This is a genomic window from Variovorax sucrosi (assembly GCF_051216635.1).
GTDB lineage: Bacteria > Pseudomonadota > Gammaproteobacteria > Burkholderiales > Burkholderiaceae_C > Variovorax.
This window is the reverse complement of record NZ_JBPJZU010000010.1, coordinates 92,487-112,047: the sequence shown is the minus strand read 5'-3', so window position 1 is coordinate 112,047 and position 19,561 is coordinate 92,487. Positions and strand designations below refer to the sequence as shown.

The window sequence follows — 19,561 nt, the reverse complement described above, 5'->3', positions numbered from 1 at the left end:
CGTGCCAGATGCTTACTTCTGCGTGACCACGCCCTTGACGTACCAGTCCATCTTCCAGAGGTCGGCGTCCGACAGCACGGCACCGGCGGCGACGCGCTCCTTGCCGTCGCGGTCCTTCAGCGGGCCGGCGTAGATCTGCTTGCCCTTCATCAATGCATCGCGCTCGGCGTTGATGGCCGCGGCCTTGTCCTTGGGCACGCCCGCGCCGAAGCCGGCGATGTCGGTGCCGCCGTCCTTCATCGCGATGAAGGCGCCGTATTGCGCAGGCTTCCAGCCGCCGGCCATGATCTTCTTGAGCTCGGGCGTGAGGAACTTGTCCCAGACCCAGACCGACGAACACAGCGTGGCCTTGGGCGCGAACTGGCGCAGGTCGCGGTGGTGGCCGGTGCCGTACACGCCGCGCTCCTGCGCGACGATCTGCGGCGTGGGCGAGTCGACGTGCTGGCCGATCACGTCGGCGCCCTGGTCGATCAGCGCCATCGCTGCGGCGCGTTCTTTCACCGGGTCGTTCCAGGCGCCGGTGTAGATCACGTTGACGGTGGCGTTCGGGTTCATCTTCTGCGCACCGAGCGCGAAGGCATTGACCGTCCAGTTCACCACGCCGAAGGGGTTGGCCGCGACGAAGCCGAGCTTGCCGCTCTTGGACGCCGCACCCGCCGCCATGCCGCACAGGTACTGGCTTTCGTAGGTGCGGCCGTAGAACGATTCCAGGTTGGTGCCGTTGGTGGTGCCCGAGCCGTTGAGGAAGGCCACGTCGGGGTACTTGGCGGCCAGTTCCTTGAAGGCGTCGGAATAGCCGAAGGCCGTGCCGATCACGATGTTGGCGCCGCGCGAGATGAAGCGCTCGGCCGCCGGCTTGATGGCCGAGGCGTCTTCGGGCACGTTCTCGACGAACTGGATCTTCTTGCCGATGGCGGCCTCGACCTTGAGGCGCGCCTCGTCGAAGGCCTGCGTCCAGCCACCGTCGTTCTTCGGGCCGAAGTAGATCATCGCGATCTTCGGCTCGCCCTTGAGGGTGAAGCCATCGGCGGCCCCCGCGGCCCCCGGCAGCGCTGCACATGCCACCAGCACCGCAACGGCGCAAGAAATCGATCGACGCAACATCACTCTGACCTTTCAGGCGGGAAGAAAAAAGGAGGGGTGGGCGGCTGCGCGTCTACATCATGAAGTTGATGCGGAACACGTTGCCTTCGGGATCGAGCAGCACCGACTGGTACCAGTGGTAGTAGGTCTCGTAGGGCGCCTTGATGAGCGTCGCGCCGGCGTCGACGGCGACGGGCACCCTGCGGTCGACTTCGTCCTTCGAATCGACGTCGATGTTCAGCAGGAATTTCACGCCGCGCGTGTCGGCGTACTCGGCCAGGTGCAGCAGTGCGTAGGCATCGAGCGCATTGAAGCCGAGGCTCGACTTGCCGGTGTCGAGCCCGCGGAAGATCGGCGAGCGGATCGCCTCGATCTCGGGAAAGGCGAACACGCGCTGGTAGAAGCCGCTGAGCGCGACGACGTCTTTCGCGAAGACGTTGACGTAGGAGAGGTGGGCCATGTCAGGCCGTCGCCTTGGTCCCACCGAAGGTCGTCTGCTTCACGAACTTCGAGGTCAGGTGATCGCCCGAGGAAATCGGCGCGTACTTGGGTTGCTCACCCGGTGCCAGGCAGCTCGGCAGGCATTCCACCATCGCGTCGTAGTTGGGCTGATGGAAGAACACCAGTGACTGCCGGCGGTTGCTGGTGGCCACCTCGAAGGGTGGGTTCACCACGCGGTGCAGCGTCGACACCCACTGGTCGTTGGTCCACTGCATCATCAGGTCGGCGATGTTCACGACCAGGCCGCCGTCGATCTGCGGCACGTCGACCCACTGGCCGGCCTTGTTGAAGACCTGCAGCCCCTTGTCGTCGGGCAGCACGATGGTGAGGCTGCCGTAGTCGCTGTGCGCACCGGCGCGCAGCTGGCCCGGCAGCGGCGCCTCGGTCTGCGGTGGGTAGCTCAGCACGCGGAACATGCTGATGTGCTTGTCGATCTTGTCGTCGAAGAAGGTCTCGGGCAGCTTCAGCCCCAGCGCGAAGATGCGCATGAGCGAGCGCGACAGGTCGCTCATCGCCTCGAAGTAGGCCTCGTAGGCCTCGCGGAAGCCGGGGATCGGCGGCCAGCTGTTGGGCTCGAAGTGCGGGCCGGCGGCTGGGCCGCGGTGGTAGTCGTCGTCGGGCACGCCCGACGGGCCGATCGAGAACGACTCCTTCAGGTCGCCCGGTGCGGCTTCCTCGAGGCTGTACGACAGGCCTTCCTCACCGACCGCGCTGTAGCCGCGCACCGCGTCCTCGCGCGGCCGGTCGACCATGCGCTTCTCGGCCAGCGGCAGCGCAAAGAACTGGCGCGACAGCGACGACACGCGCGCAATCAGCGCGGGGTCGATGCCGTGGTTCGTGATGACCAGGAAGCCGATGCTGCGGCAGGCCTCGTCCACCTGCTGCGCCAGCGCGGCGCGTGCGTCCGGCGTGCCCTCGAAGTAGGGCGCCAGGTCGATGATCGGTACGGACAGCAGCGTCATGTCGTCATTCCTTGATCCAACGCGAGGACGGTCGCGGCACGGTGTGGCATGCAACGTCTGTGCCAGTTGGACCAAATGGACAAATGCGTTACCGTCGCCGCCGCCGCACCAAGCGGGTACGGCTCGTGCAAGCAGATGTGCACGTTCGAAGAGCAATGCACAAGAAGGCACCAGGACATGGCAAAGATGACAGGGAGCACCGTCGGCAAACCCGCGACCAAGCCCTCGCAGCGGGTGCGGGCCAAGCGGGCGCCGGCCGCGCGCGGGCCGGCGGCGATCAACCGGCGCCTGCGGCAGATCGAGGACAAGCGCAGCGTCATCCTGGCTGCGGCGCTCGGCCTGTTCTCGCGCTACGGGCTGCACGGCACCAGCGTCGACCAGGTGGCCGCGCGGGCCGACGTGTCGAAGAGCAACCTGCTCTACTACTTCGCCAACAAGGAAGAGCTCTACGTCTGCGTGCTGCGCGACCTGCTCACCGTCTGGCTCGAGCCGCTGCGCGGATTCAGCGTGGAACAGGACCCGCGCGCGGCCATCGGCGACTACATCCGCCGCAAGCTGGTGGTCTCGCGCGACCGGCCCGATGCGTCACGGCTGTTCTGCCTCGAGATGATTCAGGGCGCACCGCTGCTGCGCGACGAACTCAGCCGCGAGCTGCGCGACCTGGTCGAGCGCAAGTCGGAGGTGATCCGCGCCTGGGTGGCCGCCGGCAGGCTGGCGCCGATCGACCCGCACCACCTGATCTTCGCGCTGTGGGCCACCACCCAGCACTACGCCGATTTCGGCGTGCAGGTGCAGGCCATCACCGGCCGCACGCTCGACGATCCAGCCTTCTTCGAAGAGACGGTACGCAACGTGCAGGCCATCGTGCTGCAGGGGATCGTCGCGGGCTGAGCCCCGTCGCTCAGTGCGCCGACGCCGCGACCAGGTCGTGGTAGCGGCGATCGAAGTACATCAGCCCGTGCGCCGTCTCGCCCACGCGGATCGCCACCGCTTCGCAGAACAGCACGTCGTGCGTCCCCACGCTGGTGCTGCGCACCACGCGGCAATCGAAGGACACGGCGGCGCCGTCGAGCATCGGCGAGCCGGTGACGTGCTCGCTCCAACGGCCGGCAGCGAAGCGCTCGTCCATCGGCGTCTTGCCGCCGAACACGCCGGAGAGTTCCTGGTGGCCCGGCGCCAGCACGTTCACGCACAGCACGCCGTTGGCTTCGAAGGCCGGGTACACCGAGGCCGTGCGGTTCAGGCAGACGAGCAGCGTGGGCGGCTCGTCGGTCACGCTGCACACGGCCGAGGCCGTGAAGCCCGCGCGGCCAGCCGGGCCGTCGGTCGTGATGATGTTGACGGCCGCGCCCAGGCGCGACATCGCGTTGCGGTAGTCGGCCTTCTGCATCGTCGTGTCCCCGGTCCTGGCTCAGGCGAGCGTGCAGGCCTCGGCGAAGTCCAGCCGCGGCAGGCGGCCGAAGACCTTCGACGCGTCGCCGTGGCCGAGGTTGATGAGGAAGTTGACCGTCCATGTCGTGCCGCCGAAAAAGGCGGCGTTGACCTTGGCCTTGTCGAAGCCCGACATCGGGCCGGCGTCCAGGCCCAGCGAGCGGGCCGCGAGGATCAGGTAGGCCGCTTGCAGCGTACCGTTGCGAAAGGCCGTCTCATGCGCCACTTCTGGACTGCCGGTGAACCAGGCGCGTGCGTCGGTGTGCGGGAACAACTGCGGCAGCTTGTCGAAGAAGGTGGTGTCCCACGCCACGATCACGGTGACGGGCGCGGTCATGGTCTTGTCGACGTTGCTGGCCGACAGCGCCGGCTTCAGGCGTTCCTTGCCCTCGGGGGTGCGCACGAAGACGAAGCGGGCCGGCGAGCAGTTGGCCGAGGTCGGGCCCATGCAGGCGAGTTCGTAGACCTGACGGAGCAGGTCGTCGGACACGGGCTCGGCCGTCCAGCCGTTCTGGCTGCGGGCTTCGGTGAAGAGGGTCGCCAGGGCGGCGCTGTCGAGTGCTTGGGTCATGGTGATGTCAGTGAGTGCCCGTCTTGGCGAGGAAGGCGAGCAGGGTGGCGTTGAAGGTGTCCGCGTCCGTCACGCTGTGGGCGTGGCCGCCATGCGGTACCCGATCGAGTATCGCGTGGGGCAGGGCGCCGGCCAGGCGCTGCGACATCGTCCATGGCACCAGGACGTCGTCCATCGCCGCGGCGACCAGCGTCGGCACCGCGATGCTGGCGAGGCGTGCATCGACATCGAAGGCACGCAGCGCGCCGATGCGCGCGCGCATGTTGGCCTCGCCGGGAAAATGCGCGAAGGCGTGGTCGACCTCGGCCTGCACCACGTCGGCATGCGCGGCGCACCAGTCGGCCGGGTACAGGAAGATCGGCTGCGCCTCGACGTACGCGCGCGGGCCGACGGCGCCCAGCAGCGCCAGTCGCGCCTCGAAGCAGCGCGCCGAATGCGGGTTGGGCTTGGACCAGGCGTTGACCAGCACCAGCCCGGCCACGCGCGACGGTGCTTCGAGCGCCAGCTGCAGGCCGACCAGGCCGCCCAGCGCATGGCCGATGACGATGCATTGCGCCGTGTCGGTGCCGTCGAGCACTTCGACGACGTCGCGCGCCATGTCGGCGATCGCGTAGCCGGCCTTCAGCGCCTCGGGGCTGCGGCCGGTGCCGCGCTGGTCGTACGCGACCACGCGCCAGCCCGCGGCCACCAACGCCGGGATCTGCGGCTTCCAGAAATTCGCCGAGCCGCCCAGGCCCGACGACAGCAGCAGGCTCGGCGCGCCGGGCCTCGCGTGGCCGTGGACCTCGTGGAACAGCGGCATCAAGGCTTGCCGACGTGGGCGATGGAGGCGATCTCGACCAGGGCGTCGGGCTTCACCAGGCCGCACTGGATGCAGTAGCGCGCCGGCTTCACGCCCGGGAAGTACTCGGCATAGACCGCGTTCACCTTCGCGTAGTCGGCCCAGTCCTTGATCATGATCATGTTGAACGTAACGTCGTCCATCGTGCCGCCGGCGGTGGTGATGACGCTCTTGATGGTCTCCAGCACGTGCTTCGTCTGCGCCGTGGCGTCGCCGACGTGGACCACGTTGTTGTCCTTGTCGAACGGCAGGGTGCCCGACACGTAGACGATGCCGTCGGCCATGGTGCCGGGCACGAAGGGCGCGATGGGCGTGGTGGTTCCCGGCGGGATGATGGCTTGCTTGGGCATGGACGAGGTTCCTGAAGAAACGAGGGGTGGAGGAAAGGGTCAGGCCGCGGTGGTCTCGCGTGCGGTCATGGCGGCAGGCCTGCTCGGCGCAGCCACGGTGCGGCAGAAATCGTCGACGGTCGAGACCCAGCCGAAGAAGGTCTCGACGTTGTAGACGGTCGCCTGCTGGATCGCGGCACCACCGAGTTCGTGCGTCGCGTCTTCCAGCATCACGGCGAAGTACTCGAGGTGAAAGGCGTCGCGCAACGTCGACTCGACGCACACGTTGGTCGCGATGCCGGTGAACACCAGGTTGCGGATGCCGCGAGCGCGCAGCGTGCTGTCGAGCGTGCTGTTGAAGAAGCCGCTGTAGCGCGTCTTGGGGATCACGATGTCGCCGACCTGCGGCTTCATTGCGTCGATGAGCTCGTAGTCCCAGCCGCCCTTGGCCAGGAACTTGCCCTGCAGTTCGGGCTTCTTGCGCATGGTCTTGAGCGCGTTCGACTTGTACCAGTTGGGCGAGCCGGGGCCGCCGGCGTCGACGTATTCCGCGTCCCACCCGTTCTGCAAAAAGATGACCAGCACGCCCGCCGCGCGCGCCGCCTCGACGGTGCGCACGATGTTGGCGATGGTGCCTTGCGCGCCGGAGATGTCGAAGCCTGCCGAATCGACATAGCCGCCGACGGACGCGTAGGCGTTCTGCATGTCGACCACGATCAATGCCGAGTTGGCCGCGTGCAGCGCCACCGGCTCGGGCCGCGCGGGCAGCACCAGCGGTGCGGGGGCGCCGGGCGCGTTCGGCGCGCCGACCGGCACGGTGGAAGTGAGGGTGGTGTTCTTCGGCGTCGTCATGGCGGGTGATTCCTGCATGCGATCAGGCGGCAAGCGCCTGCGGTTCGACCTGCGACGGCACCGGTGTGTCGACGCCGACGCGGCTCTTCATCAGCGGCTGGATGCGTTCGCCGAAAGCCTCGATGCCCTTCACGAAGTCGTCGAAGGTCAGCAGCACGCCTTCGGTGCCGGGCACCTCGGCCATCTCGTCGAGCATGCGCGCCACGTTCGCGTAGGAGCCGATCAGCGTGCCCATGTTGATGTTCACGGCGGAGGTGGGGTCGGCCATCTGGCGCACGTTGGTGTCGGCACCCGACTTGGTGTCGGCCGCGCCCTGCACGCCCAGCCAGGCGATCGCCTCCTGGTCGGCGCCGGCCTTGTAGTGCTCCCACTTGGCGCGGGCGGCTTCGTCGGTTTCGTCGGCGATCACCATCATCAGCACGTAGGTGGTGACATGGCGGCCCGTCTTGGCGGTGGCCTCGATCAGCTTCTGCGCCGAGGGCGCGAAGGCCTTGGGCGTATTCACGCCCTTGCCGAAGCAGAAGTTGTAGTCGGCGTACTGGGCTGAGAAGTCCATGCCCGCGTCGCTCGCGCCGGCGCAGATCACCTTCATGTCGGCCTGCGGCTGCGGGCTCAGGCGGCAGTCCTCCATCTGGAAATGCGCGCCCTTGAAGTCCGACTGGCCCTTGCCCCACAGGTCGCGCAGCACCTGCACGTATTCGGAGAGATATTGATAGCGGGTGCCGAAGAACTGGTCGCCCGGCCACAGGCCCATCTGCGAGTACTCGGGCCGCTGCCAGCCGGTGACCAGGTTCACGCCGAAGCGGCCGCCGGAGATCGAGTCGATGGTCGACGCCATGCGCGCCACGATGGCCGGCGGCATCACCAGCGAGGCCGCGGTCGCGAAGAGCTTGATCTTGGTGGTCACGGCGGCCAGGCCGGCCATGAGGGTGAAGGACTCGAGGTTGTGGTCCCAGAACTCGGTCTTGCCGCCGAAGCCGCGCAGCTTGATCATCGACAACACGAAGTCCAGCCCGTAGTGCTCGGCCTTCAGCGTGATCTCCTTGTTGAGCGCGAAGCTCGGCTTGTACTGCGGCGCGTTCTCCGACAGCAGCCAGCCGTTGTTGCCGATGGGGATGAAGATGCCGATGTTCATGGCGGACCATTCCAGGAGTGGACGAGGGCCGAGGCCGAGCCTGCGGTGCGATGGAAATCGCTTTGCACGCTTCGTGCCATCCTGGAAAGTCCTTGTTTCTCAAGGACTTGCGGTGCACGTCACGCTCGAATTTGACCAAATGGTCCAAAGTGGATCATTCGGCCAGTCAGTGTGGGTGCGCGGTGCGCGCCCTTGGTGCGCACGTTGGCCCGCTTGGCGTAGGTTCGCCGAGCTGCTCCGTGGCTTGCGACTGGCGGCTATCTGGCGAATTCTGCGGCGCAGTCGATCGCCCGCTTCTGGCCGAGTGCTGACTATTTGCCAATCAGTGCCAGACGCTTCTGCGCGGCTTGGAAGATGCGACCCCGTGTGAGTCGCATCGCTTGGCCGCGCTGTTGGCTCTCCGGCGAGACCGTCGAGTTCACGGCAACGACCAAGTCCAGCGGCGGGTGAACCCAGATGACTTGGCCTGCGTAGCCGCTTGCGATGTACGTCGGACCGGATGCAGACCACCAGCCCAGTCCGTACGGCAAGCCAACGGGCGGCCCGCCGGCACTTTGAGGTCTGACCAGCTGCGCCACGAACCCGGGAGGAAGAACTTGCTGGTTGGCCCATCGCCCGTCCTGTAGCAGCAGATTGCCGACCTTGGCCATGTCCACCGTCCTCATCCACGCACTGTTGTGTACGTATTTAGGCTCCCGTAAAGCGAGTGGCGTCACGAGTTGGTCGCGCACCAGGTCGGCGATGTGGCGGCTGGCGATTCGTTCGAGAATGCCTTGAACCATGAGCGGGCCGCTGTTGTCGTAAGCGAACCGCTCGCCTGGGTCTGCCCGAATCGGCCGGGCCCAAGCCGCCGCTGGAGCGAGTGGCGCGGCAGTCCCTGTGGCGTCATCGACTTCAAAGCCAGTTGTCATGGCGAGGAGGTGTCGAAGCGTGATGGCATGGGACCGAGGGTCCGAATTGAGTGCGCGCCACTCAGGGATGAGGTCGACCACCGCCTGTTCCAACGAAGCAAGCTGCCCTCGCTGCAGAGCAGTCCCCACCAGCAGGGCCATGGCGCTCTTGGTGACGGACTGCGTGTCTCGCAGAGCATCGGGATTGCCATCACGGTAGTACTCGTACACCTTGCGGCCTTGGAGAACGACCACCACGCCTTGGACATCACCCAAGGCCGTGGTAATTCCTTCGTCGAAGCCCTCGAAAATGGCAGCGTCAAGGTGCTGCTCTTGGGATGTCGACATTCGCCAAGGCGGCAACTCCTGTGCAAGCGCGGTGGCCGCAACCATCGAACAAAGCCAGACGACGAATATCCGCATCTTGTTCTCCGAGTTTTTGTTGAGGACTGCGCCAGTTGAACGCCGTCCCCCGCGGCATTGAGCCCGCTCGCGCTGCATGTGCGGAGAGGAGGTCACCGCGCACGCCCCGTCCGTGTGCATGTACGGCACGACCCAGCGAAGGCGGTCTTAGTTCGGGGATCGGGTCAGCGCCGCGACGCGCTCATCGCTTACGAAGCAATTGGGCGTATTGCAAGACTCCCCAGATCGCTCCCACGGTGATGCCGATTCCGACGCTCAAGCCGACCGACAGCCCAAACCCGAGGGCCAGGAGCAGCATCAACCCGGCACAGACCAGCCCGATGAAAATCAACGTGACGAAATTGAAGCGCGCGACCTCGAACGTGTCTTCGGCAACACTGCGGGGACTGCGACCGTGCTTGCTGCGCTGCCTCCTGAACATCAAGACATCCATAACAAGTTCGAAGAAGCCGACGCACAGATCGGCCAAGATGCTCCACATTGGACGCTCCATTCGGGTGACACCCTGGGTTGTCGCTGCTCTCGTGTTGGTCCGACCAGGGTGGGGGGGCGGATAGGCTGATCAGTTGATTCCCCCACCGAAAGCAGTCAGCCGGAAGATGCCACAAAGGCGCTGTGCCGGGAACGGCTCACCAACATATTGCCCGTGTGACCCAAGCACTGCGCACATGGCGCAGCCTCACATCCCGCCGCGGTGGCCATTTGGCTCAGACGTTGCTGGTCGCGCGCACTTCGTCGATGGTGGTCTGGCCCGCCAGCACCTTCTCGATGCCGTCCTGGCGCAGCGTCCGCATGCCTTCGCGCAGCGCGGTGGCCTGCAGTGCCTCGGCGCGGGCGCCGGTCTGGATCAGGTGGCGCAGCTCGCGCGAGATCACCATCAGCTCGTGCAGGCCGGCGCGTCCCTTGAAGCCGGTCTGGTCGCAGGCGGCGCAGCCCGGGCTGGCGTGCATCTGCAGCCGTCCGTCCTTGCCGTGCTGCGAGGCCCAGCGCGCGAGCACCGCCTCGCGCGGCTCCGGCAATTCGGCCTCGCCGAAGGCGTGCAGATGGTCGGCCAGCAACTCCTCGATCTCCACCGGCTCGGCATCGCGGCTGGTGCGGCAGTGGGTGCAGAGCCGGCGCACCAGCCGCTGGGCCAGCACCGCCAGCAGCGAGTCGGCGAAGTTGAAGGGGTCCATGCCCATGTCGAGCAGGCGGGTCACCGTCTCGGGAGCGCTGTTGGTGTGCAGCGTCGAAAGCACCAGGTGGCCGGTGAGCGAGGCTTCCACGGCCGTCTTGGCGGTTTCCTCGTCGCGGATTTCGCCCACCATGATCACGTCCGGGTCGGCCCGCAGGAAGGCGCGCAGCGCCTTCGCGAAGGTCCAGTCGATGCGCGGGTTCACCTGCACCTGGCGCAGGCCGGGCTGGGTGATTTCGATCGGGTCCTCGGCGGTCCAGATCTTGCGCTCCGGCACGTTGATGTGGCTGAGCGCCGAATGCAGCGTGGTGGTCTTGCCCGAGCCGGTCGGGCCCACGCACAGCACCATGCCGTACGGCCGCTCGATGGCGTCGCGCAAGCGCACGAAGTTGCGTTCCGACAGCCCCAGGCCGTCGAGCGCGATCGGCTTGGCCGACGCCAGGATCCGCATCACCACGTCTTCCAGGCCGCTGTTGGTGGGGATGGTCGCCACCCGCAACTCGATGCGGTGCTGCGGCGAGAACTTCGCGAAGTTGATCTTGCCGTCCTGCGGCTTGCGGCGTTCGCTGATGTCCAGATCGCACATGATCTTGATGCGCGCGATCATCGCGTTGCGGTAGTTGGCCGGCAGCTCGAGGTAGGTGCGCAGCTGCCCGTCCTTGCGGAAGCGCACGCGGATCTTCTCGCGGCCGGGGTAGCTCTCGATGTGGATGTCCGACACCCCGGCCCCGTGGGCTTCGAGGATCATGCGGTTGATCATGCGCACCAGCGAGTTGTCCGATTGCTCGATCGGCGTGTCGTCGTCGGGCCGGTCCTGCTTGCCTTCCTTCTCGAGGGTCTCGAGCAGTTCGTTGGTGTCGGCCGGCACGAACTCGATCGGCTTGAGCGCCACACTGCCCGGGCGGCCGTCGGCGGACGCGCCGATCTTGTCGTAAGCGGCGAACATCATCCGCTCCAGGTCGCGGCATTGCGCGAGCACCGGCACGGTCTTCATCTGTGCGATGAACTCGACCTCGTCGACCGCATTGCGCCGGTTCGCCGGGTCGTCGAGGGCGACGATCAGGCGGCCGTCGCGCACCAGCAGCGGCATCACCTGCAGGCGCTGGGCCGCGTTGTAGGCGATCTTGCGCAAGGCCTCGGGCTCGGTGGGGAAGCTGTCCAGGTCCACCAGCGGGTAGCCCATCTTGCGGGCCAGGGCGACCTGCAGATCGGCGCGCGACACCGCGTTCTGGCGCACCAGCAACTCGCCCAGCGGCACGCGCCGATCGCCCAGCTGCGCATGGAGTGCTTCCTGCAACTGCGCCGCGGTGATCATGCCCAGCGACATCAGGGCCTCGCCGATGCGCACCATGGGCATGCGGCTCTGCTGCTCGATCGCCTCGAGCAACTGCTCGGGCGTGGTGACCACGCGGGCCAGCAGCAGTTCGGTCGGCGCGGCCGATGCCGCCAGCGCCACCGCCGAGGTGTCCAATTCGAACTTCACATAGGCGCTGCGCGGCACGAACTGGCGCTGCACGCTGCCGTCGTCGCTGACGGGCGGAAACAGGAACAGGCCCATGCCGTTCTCGACATGGCCGATCGTCTCGCCGGCGAGCTGGCTGCCGTTGGTGAAGCGCAGCCGGAAGCGGCTCTGCCCCGGCTGGCGCAGCGCACCGGATTCCGGATCGAGCGCTGGCGGATCCAGCGGAGCGATCGGCGCGGTGAGGATGACGGCGCGGAACTGGTCGAAACGCAGTGCCAGGGTCGTGCGGGCCCGGGGCAGCTGCACGTGCATCACCCGCTCCTCGGGCACGAAGAAGGTCATGCGCCCGGCCACACGCTGGTCGTTCAGGCTCTGGATCTCGCAGGGCAGCGGCTCGGTCTGCAGCTTGGACGGCGGGTAGCCGCCCTGAGGCGGCGTGGGCCACAGGAACCCTTCGCGCTTGCTCGCGCGGCCCTCCAACAGGTCTTTGGGCGGATCCCAGTCCAGTGGCTTCAATGTGTTCATCTGCGAGCTCCCAGGCGCCGGCCTGTGGTTGGCGTGCAGCCGCTCATCGGCGGCGGCTTGTCACGCTGCATCTCTCCCGTCCTCGCCGCACTCTACTGCGGACCGCGTGCAGACAAAGCCTCGATCAACACGGGGAAAACCCCTCGGCTCGCCCCGTGCTGAGGCTGAAAGTACACGTGCGCCCGCAGGCGCCGTGCCTCAGCGCGCCGGGCTCGGCGTCGCGTCGGGCAGTTCGATCTTGATGTCGAGCACTTCGAGGTCGTCCTGGCGCTCCAGGTGGACCTTGATGTCGTCCGGGTTGATGGAGACGTACTTCGAGATCACCGCCACCAGCTCGCGCTGCAGGTCGGGCAGGTAGTCGGGCCGCTTCTTGCCGCTAAGGCTGGAGCGCTCGTGGGCGAGGATGATCTGGAGCCGCTCCTTGGCGACGCTGGCCGTCTTCTTCTTTTCGCCGAGCAGGAAGGAGAGGAAGGACATGGCTTACTTCCCTCCGAAGATGCGCTTGAAGAAGCCCGGCTTTTCCGCCTCGATGAAACGCATGGGGCGGTCTTCGCCGAGGAAGCGCGCCACCACGTCGCTGTACGCTTCGGACACGTCGGTGCCCTTGTCGTGGATGGCCGGCACGCCCTGGTTGGAAGCGTTGAGCACCGTCTCCGATTCCGGGATCACGCCGATCAGCTTGATGCGCAGGATGTCCTTGATGTCTTCGAGCGACAGCATCTGGCCGCCGGCCACGCGGTTCGGGTTGTAGCGCGTGATGAGCAGGTGTTCCTTGATGCCTTCGCCGCCTTCCTTGCCGCGCTTGGTCTTGCTGCTGAGCATGCCCAGGATGCGATCCGAGTCGCGCACCGACGAGACTTCGGGGTTGGTCACGACCAGTGCCTCGTCGGCGAAGTACATCGCCATCATCGCGCCGGTCTCGATGCCCGCCGGCGAATCGCAGACGATGTAGTCGAAGTCCATCGCGGCCAGGTCGTTGAGGATCTTCTCGACGCCTTCCTGCGTCAGCGCTTCCTTGTCGCGCGTCTGCGAGGCGGCCAGCACGAACAGGTTGTCGCACTGCTTGTCCTTGATCAGCGCCTGGCTCAGGTTGGCCTCGCCCTGGATCACGTTGATGAGGTCGTACACCACGCGGCGTTCGCAGCCCATGATCAGGTCGAGGTTGCGCAGGCCCACGTCGAAGTCGATCACGGCCGTCTTCTTGCCCGCGAGCGCGAGGCCCGACGCGAAGCTGGCGCTCGTGGTCGTCTTGCCGACGCCGCCCTTGCCCGAGGTCACCACCACAATTTTGGCCATTGCCGTTCCTTCTTCGTTTTTCGGTTGTTCAGGAGTGTGCGGAGCGGCGATCAGAGGATCGGCTCCATCAGAAGCTTCTTGTCGTCCAGGCGGATCGTCACCGCCTTGCCCGCGATGTCCGCCGGCAGCGCGACCTCGGAGGTGCGGTAGATGCCGGCGATCGCCACCAGCTGCGCTTCCATGCAGGTGGTGAAGATGCGGGCTTCGGTGTTGCCGCGCGCGCCGGCGATCGCCTTGCCGCGCAGCGGCGCGTACACATGGATGTTGCCGTCGGCGATCACTTCGGCGCCGAAGTTGACGACCGCCATCACGATCACGTCGCCGCCGCGGGCATAGACCTGCTGGCCCGAGCGCAGCGGCTTGTCGATGACCAGCGTGCCGGGCGCGGGCACCGGCACCTCGCGCACGATCTGCGGCGCTTCGGCTGCGGGGGCCGGTGCTGCCGCACGGGGCGTCGGCGAGGGGGCCACCGGCATCGCGGCGATGGACAGCCCGACGCCGCGGGCCGCCGCGTGCTGCGCATCGCTGCCGCCGCGCACCGCGATCGGCTGCGTCTGGTGGCGGGCCAGGAGGTTGCGCAGCGCGATGAAGTCGATGTCGGCCGCCTCGCCATCGTCCGGCAACTGCGACAGATCGATCACCACCGGTTCCTGCTCGAAGAAGTCGGGCGAGTCGGCCAGCTGCGCGTCCAGCGCGTCGGCCAGCACGTCGAGTCGGGTGGTCTTGAGAATCACGGCCACCAGGGGCAGCGTGGCGCTCTTGAATTCGAATACCGCCTTGTTGCGCGCGGCGGAAGCATCGGCCATGGGAAAAGGTCGTCCGAAAAGCGTTGAAGTCTAACGGCAGGGCTTGGCCGAAATGGCCTCCGCTCCGGAGTTCAGCTGCGTTCGGCAACAGTTTCTTGCATCAGGTTTCAACTGCCGGGCCCGTATAGTCGCGACGGTGTTAAGCCGGAGAAACCGGCGTGCCATGACTTTGGAAGGTGTCAACCAGGGATGAAGTCACAAAAATTCACGGTGCTCGACGGCATGCGCGGCATCGCCGCGCTCCTGGTCCTGACCCGACACACGGAAGGCTACTGGGGTGCGCCCTGGCTCTCCAAGAACCACAGCTATCTCGCCGTCGATCTCTTCTTCGTGCTGAGCGGCTTCGTGATCAGCCACGCCTATGCGCAGCAGTTGCGGGACGGGCGACTCTCCGCCGGGCGCTTCATGCGGGTCCGCTGGATCCGCCTGTGGCCGCTGCATGCCCTGGGGGCGGCACTCGGTGCCGCGATGGTCGTCGCGCGGGACCTGTACCCACCCGGCGCATGGGTGGTGCCGCTGCTGCTGATGCTGCTGTTCCTGCCCTCGCGCATGCCCGAAGCCGGCGACAGCCTGTTCGAGCTCAACCGGCCGGGCTGGTCCTTGTTCTACGAAATGGCGGTCAACGTCCTCTATGCGCTGACGCATCGTTGGCTGACCCCGCGCGTGCTGGTGGCGGTGATCGCGGTCAGCGGTGCCGGGGTCGTCGCCACCGGTCTGTACAACGGCAGCCTGGACGTGGGCTTCGTCTGGAGCACGCGTTCGTTGGGGGGTGGTGCGCTGCGTGCCGTCTTCGGCATCTTCGTCGGCATCGGCCTGCACCGGTTGCACCTGGCCCGCCCGCTGCGACCGGGTGCCGGCCCGGGCCCGTGGACGCTGTGCGCGGCCGTCACGGCGCTGCTGCTGGTGCCGCGCTACGAGGCCCTCGGAAGCACCGTGGACCTGATCGCCGTGCTGCTGGTGTTCCCGGTCTGCGTCTACCTGGGCGCACGGGCCGCGGTGCCGGACGGCACCGCGCGGCGACTGTCCTTGCTCGGGCTGCTGAGCTATCCGATCTACGTGCTGCATGCGCCGCTGAGCGAATGGCTGGAACGCCCACTGGCCGTGCCGCTGGCGGGCTACGTGCCCCTGGCCGGCGTGCTGTTCGCCGTCGGGTTGTGCACGCTGGCGCTGGTGCTGGACCGATGCTTCGACCAGCCGGTGCGTCGTGTCCTCACCCGCCTGACGGCCGCGCGCAAGACATCGCGGCCGCCTTGACCTCAGGGGTTGTCAGGCGTTGCGCGCCCGCCCGAGCAGCGCCCACAGCAGGATGGCGCCGAAGGTCGCGGTGCCGATGCCGCCAAGCGCGAACTGGCCGAACTTCAGCGTGAAATCGCCAGTGCCGATGATCAGTGTGATGGCCGCGACGATCAGGTTGCGGTTCTGCGAGAAGTCCACCCGGTTGTCGACCCAGATCTTGGCGCCGGCCACCGCGATCAGCCCGAACACCACGATGCTCACGCCGCCCATCACCGGCAGCGGAATCGCCTGAATGAGCGCGCCGAACTTGGGCGAGAAGCCCAGCACCAGCGCGATGACCGCGGCCACCACGAACACCGCCGTCGAATAGACGCGGGTGGCCGCCATCACGCCGATGTTCTCGGCATAGGTCGTCACGCCGGTGCCGCCGGCGGCACCGCTCACCACCGTGGCCACGCCGTCGGCGATGAAGGCCCGGCCGATCAGCGGGTCGAGGTTGCGGCCGGTCATGGCGGTCACGGCCTTCAGGTGGCCCAGGTTCTCAGCTACCAGGATGATCGCCACCGGTGCGATCAGCAGCATGGCGCTGCCCGTGAACACCGGCGCGGTGAAGGCCGGCATGCCGAACCAGGCCGCGTTGGCGATGCCGCTCAGGTCGACCGGCTTGCCCAGGCCGAGGCCGTTGGTCAGCAGCGCGTAGACGAGGGTCGCGAGGATCAGCCCGACCAGGATCAGCAGTCGCTGCACCATGCCGCGCGCGAACACCGCGACCAGGCCGACGCAGAGGAAGGTCATGGCCTGCATCCAGGCGTCGAAGTTGCCCGCCTGCATGTTCTTGATCGGCACGCCCGCCAGGTTGAGCCCGATGACGGCCACCACCGCGCCGGTGACCACCGGCGGCATGAAGCGTTCGATCCAGCCGGTGCCCACGGCCTGCACCAGTGCGCCGATCGCGATGTAGAGCACGCCGCAGGCGACGATGCCGCCGAGCGCGACCGCCAGGTTGCCGTTGGGCCCCGAGCCCGAATAGCCGCTGGCCGCGATCACCACCCCGATGAAGGCGAAGCTCGAGCCCAGGTAGCTCGGCACACGCCCGCCGGTGATGAAGAAGAACAGCAGCGTGCCGACGCCGCTCATCAGGATGGCGATGTTCGGGTTGAAGCCCATCAGGATCGGCGCCAGCACGGTGGCGCCGAACATCGCGATCACGTGCTGCACGCCCATCGCCGCGGTCTGCGGCCAGGGCAGGCGCTCGTCGGGCGCGACGACGGCGCCTTCGACCAGCGCGGACGCCGGCCGTTCAGTCCAGTTGAACATTGCTTCTTCTCCTCGTTGCGGGGTGTGTGAATGGGTGTCGCCGAAACCGCTGCGCCGGTCCCCGTGCCCTGGCGGTGCGGTGCGGTGCGGTGCGGTGCGGATTGTGGTCGAAGCGCCGGGCACCCACCCAGCCGCCGGAGGTGCCGCCATTGGCGACAGACCGGAATCAATGGCGAACGCGCAAATTGCAGTCACACCGTGACAGATTGCGTATGAGGTCCGCACGAATGTGTCTAACCTGCATCCTCAACAAAAGCGACAGGGAGGAATCATGGACACACAAGACGGTGCGCGTCGGCGCATCCGAGCGAGCACCCGGGATGCCGGGGACCCCCGATGGCGCGTGCGCGCCCGCGCTGCGCGCAGCATCCTGTGCCTGTGGCTCGCTGCGATGGGTCTTTGCGCAGCCGTGCAGGCGCAGCCCGCTGCATTGCAGACGCCCACCATGGAGGAACTTGTGTCCGAGTTGTCGTGGCGCGGCGAGCGCTCCCCCGACGAGCTCCGTCGGCTCATCGCCGACTGCACGGCCCGGCCGCAGGGCGACGCCTTCTGCGCCCAGCGCGACGCCGTATCGGCCGAGTTGACCCTGCGGCGCACCGCGGCCGAAGCCGTCCGTCGCTTGCCGGCATGCCGACCGACGATCGAAGCCAGCATCCGACGCTGGGGCAGCCTGCGCGACAGCACCTGCACCTGGCGCGCGGCGAAGGAGTGGGGCGGTGGCGCCATGGAGCCCACGGCACGCAACCTCTGCCTGGCCGACAGCACTGCGCGCATGACCCGGCGCATCGAGCGCATCCACGCCTGCCGCGGCCCGGGGTGAGGGCGCCGGGTCAGCCGCGCGGCAGCAGCATGGACATCGTGAGGCGCGACACGCAGGTCAGGTCGCCGGCCTCGTTCACCAGGTCGATCTGCCAGACCTGGACCGTCCGGCCCCGGTGCACCGGGCGCGCGGTGCCCGTCACCCAGCCGCTGCGCGCGGAACGCAGGTGGTTGGCGTTGATGTCGAGCCCGACGGCGCCATGGCCTTCGGGCGCCGAATAGTAGGCGCCACTCGAACCCAGCGTCTCGGCCAGCACCACCGACACGCCGCCGTGCAGCAGCCCAAAGGGCTGCACCGTGCGTTCGTCGACCGGCACGCGGCCGCGCAGGAAATCGTCGCCGATCTCGGTGAACTCGATGCCGAGCCGACTCGCGGCGGTCTTCTCGTTGGCGGCCGCGAGCAGTTCGAGCGAGATCGGTTTTTGCCAGATGGCCATGTGAACTCCGAAGAAGGAATGGCCAAAACTATACCGAGCGGCCAACTCGGGTCGGCGGCCGACAGGCCCGCCATCGCCCCGCGGATAAGCTCGTTGCATGACACGCACAGGTTGCTGGTGGGTACGGGGTGCGGCAGGATTCGCGGCCCTGCTGGTCGTCGGCGCGGCGCTGGTCGCGTGGTGGGTGCCGAGTGACGCCGAGCTCGCTGCCCGCGTGCGTTCCGAATTCGAACAGCGCACCGGCATCGGCCTGACGGTGGGCCACCTGCACTGGACCGTGTTCCCCGCGGCCCGCGTGGTGCTGGAAGACGTCGCGACTGTGCAGGAAGAGCCCATCCGCATTCGTCGGCTGGAAGTGAGCCCGCAACTGCGATCCTTGCTCTCGCGCGAACTGCGTGTCGACAGCGTCTCTATCGACGGCGCCGCGCTGCCACGCGAATCCGTGCGCGCTTTCCGCGGCAAGGAAGCGGCGCCGACCCCCGCGGGCGGCGCCTGGACGCTGGCGCCGGTGCCGGTCGAGCAGGTGCGCTTCACCGAACTGACCTGGGTCGACCGCCGCGACATTGCGCTGGCCTACGACGGTCGCATCGACTTCGACCCGCAGTGGCGCCCGCGCAGCGCCGAGTTCAGCCGTCACGGCGTGACGCCGCCCGCGCGACTTCGTCTGGAGCGCGAGGGCGAGGCCGACCGCTGGCGCACCTTGATCGACGTGGCCGGCGGCACCTGGAACGGGCACAGCGAACTGGCCACCGACAAGGAGGGCGCGCTGGTGCTCAGCGCGCAACTCGAACCGCGCAACATCGACATCGAGCAGCTGATGCAGACCTTCGGCCGCCGCGCGCCCGTGGCCGGCAAGGTGAATGGGCGCACCGAGCTGCGTGCCACCGGCGCCAACGTGGCGGAGCTGTGGCGCCATGCGACGACGCGCACGCGCTTCTCGGTGCGGCCCGCCACGCTCACCCGCTTCGACCTGGCCAAGGCGATCCAGACGGCCGGCACCAGCCGCGGCGGCCGCACGCCGCTGGACGAACTCACCGGCACGCTCGACACCGAAGGCACCGACGACGGCATGCGCTTTCGCTACAGCGGCCTGAAGGCGCGCTCCGGCCTGCTCACCGCCAGCGGCAGTGCGCGCATCTACCACCGCGCGATCGATGGCGAGGTGGCGGTCGACCTGGTCGACGGCGTGGTCGGCGTGCCGCTCAAGGTCGGCGGTTCGCTCGACGACCCGACGCTGTCGCTCACCGGTGGCGCGCTCACCGGTGCGGCCGTCGGCACCGCGGTGCTGCCGGGCGTGGGCACGGCCATCGGCGCGCGCATCGGGCAGCAGGTCGAACGCCTCTTCGGCGACGACGCCAAGAAGACGCCGCCCAAGGGCCCGCGGGCGCCTTGATGGCGCGTCGCGGGCGGGACAGCGGCGCGGCCGCCCATGGGACATTCCCCGTGGCCGCGTGCGGCTTGTGCGCCGTAA

21 protein-coding genes are annotated in these 19,561 nt (G+C 67.6%); 4 read left to right on the top strand and 17 right to left on the bottom strand.

Translation table 11 applies throughout. The annotated features are described in order from the left end of the window. Positions 1–12: 12 nt before the first annotated feature. Genes ACSFBE_RS19705 through ACSFBE_RS19695 form a run of 3 tightly spaced genes read right to left on the bottom strand, consistent with a single transcriptional unit; the run spans position 13 to position 2,546 of the window. Positions 13–1,104, bottom strand: coding sequence for a BMP family ABC transporter substrate-binding protein (locus ACSFBE_RS19705; protein ID WP_435492113.1), 1,092 nt, complete (start codon positions 1,102–1,104; stop codon positions 13–15). A gap of 52 nt (positions 1,105–1,156) precedes the next feature. Beyond that, positions 1,157–1,543 carry a VOC family protein gene (locus tag ACSFBE_RS19700; protein WP_435492112.1) on the bottom strand — a complete coding sequence of 129 codons (387 nt, stop codon included), beginning with the start codon at positions 1,541–1,543 and terminating at the stop codon, positions 1,157–1,159. Between the two features lies 1 nt (position 1,544). Next, positions 1,545–2,546, bottom strand: a complete 1,002-nt coding sequence (locus ACSFBE_RS19695; RefSeq protein ID WP_435492111.1) for an isopenicillin N synthase family dioxygenase — start codon at positions 2,544–2,546, stop codon at positions 1,545–1,547. 177 nt (positions 2,547–2,723) lie between these two features. Between ACSFBE_RS19695 and rutR the strand changes: the two genes are divergently transcribed. Continuing rightward, the gene (rutR, locus tag ACSFBE_RS19690) at positions 2,724–3,437 is read left to right on the top strand and encodes an HTH-type transcriptional regulator RutR (protein ID WP_435492110.1); all 714 of its coding nucleotides are present in this window, start codon (positions 2,724–2,726) and stop codon (positions 3,435–3,437) included. Positions 3,438–3,447: 10 nt separating this feature from the next. Here rutR and rutF read toward each other — a convergent pair whose 3' ends face one another. The 12 genes from rutF to minC form a co-directional block, all read right to left on the bottom strand. Beyond that, entirely contained in the window at positions 3,448–3,936 is a 489-nt protein-coding gene (rutF, locus tag ACSFBE_RS19685) for an NADH-dependent FMN reductase RutF (RefSeq protein ID WP_435492109.1), read from the bottom strand. A gap of 21 nt (positions 3,937–3,957) precedes the next feature. Then, on the bottom strand, positions 3,958–4,548 hold the full coding sequence (locus ACSFBE_RS19680; protein ID WP_435492108.1) for a malonic semialdehyde reductase: 591 nt from the start codon (positions 4,546–4,548) through the stop codon (positions 3,958–3,960). A gap of 7 nt (positions 4,549–4,555) precedes the next feature. After that, entirely contained in the window at positions 4,556–5,350 is a 795-nt protein-coding gene (gene rutD / locus ACSFBE_RS19675; protein WP_435492107.1) for a pyrimidine utilization protein D, read from the bottom strand. After that, positions 5,350–5,739, bottom strand: coding sequence for a pyrimidine utilization protein C (rutC, locus tag ACSFBE_RS19670; RefSeq protein ID WP_435492106.1), 390 nt, complete (start codon positions 5,737–5,739; stop codon positions 5,350–5,352). The genes rutD and rutC overlap by 1 nt, the downstream gene beginning before the upstream one ends. Before the next feature lie 39 nt (positions 5,740–5,778). Beyond that, entirely contained in the window at positions 5,779–6,570 is a 792-nt protein-coding gene (rutB, locus tag ACSFBE_RS19665; protein WP_435492105.1) for a pyrimidine utilization protein B, read from the bottom strand. 22 nt (positions 6,571–6,592) lie between these two features. After that, complete coding sequence (rutA, locus tag ACSFBE_RS19660; protein ID WP_435492104.1) at positions 6,593–7,705, bottom strand: pyrimidine utilization protein A; 1,113 nt, start codon at positions 7,703–7,705, stop codon at positions 6,593–6,595. A 311-nt stretch (positions 7,706–8,016) separates the two neighbouring features. Further along, positions 8,017–9,018 (bottom strand): serine hydrolase domain-containing protein, encoded by a 1,002-nt coding sequence (locus ACSFBE_RS19655; protein ID WP_435492103.1) that lies wholly within the window; start codon positions 9,016–9,018, stop codon positions 8,017–8,019. Between the two features lie 181 nt (positions 9,019–9,199). Next, positions 9,200–9,499, bottom strand: a complete 300-nt coding sequence (locus ACSFBE_RS19650) for a hypothetical protein (RefSeq protein ID WP_435492102.1) — start codon at positions 9,497–9,499, stop codon at positions 9,200–9,202. A gap of 226 nt (positions 9,500–9,725) precedes the next feature. After that, positions 9,726–12,179, bottom strand: coding sequence for a GspE/PulE family protein (locus ACSFBE_RS19645; RefSeq protein WP_435492101.1), 2,454 nt, complete (start codon positions 12,177–12,179; stop codon positions 9,726–9,728). Positions 12,180–12,377: 198 nt separating this feature from the next. After that, positions 12,378–12,656, bottom strand: coding sequence for a cell division topological specificity factor MinE (minE, locus tag ACSFBE_RS19640; protein WP_435492100.1), 279 nt, complete (start codon positions 12,654–12,656; stop codon positions 12,378–12,380). 3 nt (positions 12,657–12,659) lie between these two features. After that, positions 12,660–13,475, bottom strand: a complete 816-nt coding sequence (minD, locus tag ACSFBE_RS19635; RefSeq protein ID WP_435492099.1) for a septum site-determining protein MinD — start codon at positions 13,473–13,475, stop codon at positions 12,660–12,662. A gap of 50 nt (positions 13,476–13,525) precedes the next feature. Beyond that, positions 13,526–14,281 (bottom strand): septum site-determining protein MinC, encoded by a 756-nt coding sequence (gene minC, locus ACSFBE_RS19630; RefSeq protein ID WP_435492098.1) that lies wholly within the window; start codon positions 14,279–14,281, stop codon positions 13,526–13,528. Between the two features lie 189 nt (positions 14,282–14,470). Here minC and ACSFBE_RS19625 point away from each other — a divergent pair, with 189 nt between their 5' ends. Then, on the top strand, positions 14,471–15,535 hold the full coding sequence (locus ACSFBE_RS19625; protein WP_435492097.1) for an acyltransferase family protein: 1,065 nt from the start codon (positions 14,471–14,473) through the stop codon (positions 15,533–15,535). A gap of 12 nt (positions 15,536–15,547) precedes the next feature. On the opposite strand, the gene ACSFBE_RS19620 is transcribed toward ACSFBE_RS19625, so the two are convergent. After that, positions 15,548–16,834 (bottom strand): solute carrier family 23 protein, encoded by a 1,287-nt coding sequence (locus ACSFBE_RS19620; RefSeq protein WP_435492096.1) that lies wholly within the window; start codon positions 16,832–16,834, stop codon positions 15,548–15,550. Positions 16,835–17,105: 271 nt separating this feature from the next. Here ACSFBE_RS19620 and ACSFBE_RS19615 point away from each other — a divergent pair, with 271 nt between their 5' ends. After that, positions 17,106–17,654, top strand: a complete 549-nt coding sequence (locus tag ACSFBE_RS19615) for a lysozyme inhibitor LprI family protein (RefSeq protein WP_435492095.1) — start codon at positions 17,106–17,108, stop codon at positions 17,652–17,654. Between the two features lie 10 nt (positions 17,655–17,664). On the opposite strand, the gene ACSFBE_RS19610 is transcribed toward ACSFBE_RS19615, so the two are convergent. Further along, on the bottom strand, positions 17,665–18,090 hold the full coding sequence (locus ACSFBE_RS19610; protein WP_435492094.1) for a hotdog fold thioesterase: 426 nt from the start codon (positions 18,088–18,090) through the stop codon (positions 17,665–17,667). A gap of 97 nt (positions 18,091–18,187) precedes the next feature. On the opposite strand from ACSFBE_RS19610, the gene ACSFBE_RS19605 reads away from it, so the two are divergent. Further along, the gene (locus ACSFBE_RS19605; RefSeq protein WP_435492093.1) at positions 18,188–19,483 is read left to right on the top strand and encodes a hypothetical protein; all 1,296 of its coding nucleotides are present in this window, start codon (positions 18,188–18,190) and stop codon (positions 19,481–19,483) included. Positions 19,484–19,561: the final 78 nt, after the last annotated feature.

What these genes read in the sequence shown, in the direction of transcription:
- minC (WP_435492098.1), bottom strand. Translation starts at nt 14,281, where the DNA reads ATGGCCGATGCTTCCGCCGCGCGCAACAAGGCGGTATTCGAATTCAAG.
- ACSFBE_RS19625 (WP_435492097.1), top strand. Translation starts at nt 14,471, where the DNA reads ATGAAGTCACAAAAATTCACGGTGCTCGACGGCATGCGCGGCATCGCC.
- ACSFBE_RS19645 (WP_435492101.1), bottom strand. Translation starts at nt 12,179, where the DNA reads ATGAACACATTGAAGCCACTGGACTGGGATCCGCCCAAAGACCTGTTG.
- rutD (WP_435492107.1), bottom strand. Translation starts at nt 5,350, where the DNA reads ATGCCGCTGTTCCACGAGGTCCACGGCCACGCGAGGCCCGGCGCGCCG.
- ACSFBE_RS19650 (WP_435492102.1), bottom strand. Translation starts at nt 9,499, where the DNA reads ATGTGGAGCATCTTGGCCGATCTGTGCGTCGGCTTCTTCGAACTTGTT.
- ACSFBE_RS19680 (WP_435492108.1), bottom strand. Translation starts at nt 4,548, where the DNA reads ATGACCCAAGCACTCGACAGCGCCGCCCTGGCGACCCTCTTCACCGAA.
- ACSFBE_RS19655 (WP_435492103.1), bottom strand. Translation starts at nt 9,018, where the DNA reads ATGCGGATATTCGTCGTCTGGCTTTGTTCGATGGTTGCGGCCACCGCG.
- ACSFBE_RS19705 (WP_435492113.1), bottom strand. Translation starts at nt 1,104, where the DNA reads ATGTTGCGTCGATCGATTTCTTGCGCCGTTGCGGTGCTGGTGGCATGT.
- rutF (WP_435492109.1), bottom strand. Translation starts at nt 3,936, where the DNA reads ATGCAGAAGGCCGACTACCGCAACGCGATGTCGCGCCTGGGCGCGGCC.
- ACSFBE_RS19695 (WP_435492111.1), bottom strand. Translation starts at nt 2,546, where the DNA reads ATGACGCTGCTGTCCGTACCGATCATCGACCTGGCGCCCTACTTCGAG.
- ACSFBE_RS19605 (WP_435492093.1), top strand. Translation starts at nt 18,188, where the DNA reads ATGACACGCACAGGTTGCTGGTGGGTACGGGGTGCGGCAGGATTCGCG.
- ACSFBE_RS19700 (WP_435492112.1), bottom strand. Translation starts at nt 1,543, where the DNA reads ATGGCCCACCTCTCCTACGTCAACGTCTTCGCGAAAGACGTCGTCGCG.
- minD (WP_435492099.1), bottom strand. Translation starts at nt 13,475, where the DNA reads ATGGCCAAAATTGTGGTGGTGACCTCGGGCAAGGGCGGCGTCGGCAAG.
- rutC (WP_435492106.1), bottom strand. Translation starts at nt 5,739, where the DNA reads ATGCCCAAGCAAGCCATCATCCCGCCGGGAACCACCACGCCCATCGCG.
- rutR (WP_435492110.1), top strand. Translation starts at nt 2,724, where the DNA reads ATGGCAAAGATGACAGGGAGCACCGTCGGCAAACCCGCGACCAAGCCC.
- minE (WP_435492100.1), bottom strand. Translation starts at nt 12,656, where the DNA reads ATGTCCTTCCTCTCCTTCCTGCTCGGCGAAAAGAAGAAGACGGCCAGC.
- ACSFBE_RS19615 (WP_435492095.1), top strand. Translation starts at nt 17,106, where the DNA reads ATGGACACACAAGACGGTGCGCGTCGGCGCATCCGAGCGAGCACCCGG.
- rutB (WP_435492105.1), bottom strand. Translation starts at nt 6,570, where the DNA reads ATGACGACGCCGAAGAACACCACCCTCACTTCCACCGTGCCGGTCGGC.
- ACSFBE_RS19620 (WP_435492096.1), bottom strand. Translation starts at nt 16,834, where the DNA reads ATGTTCAACTGGACTGAACGGCCGGCGTCCGCGCTGGTCGAAGGCGCC.
- rutA (WP_435492104.1), bottom strand. Translation starts at nt 7,705, where the DNA reads ATGAACATCGGCATCTTCATCCCCATCGGCAACAACGGCTGGCTGCTG.
- ACSFBE_RS19610 (WP_435492094.1), bottom strand. Translation starts at nt 18,090, where the DNA reads ATGGCCATCTGGCAAAAACCGATCTCGCTCGAACTGCTCGCGGCCGCC.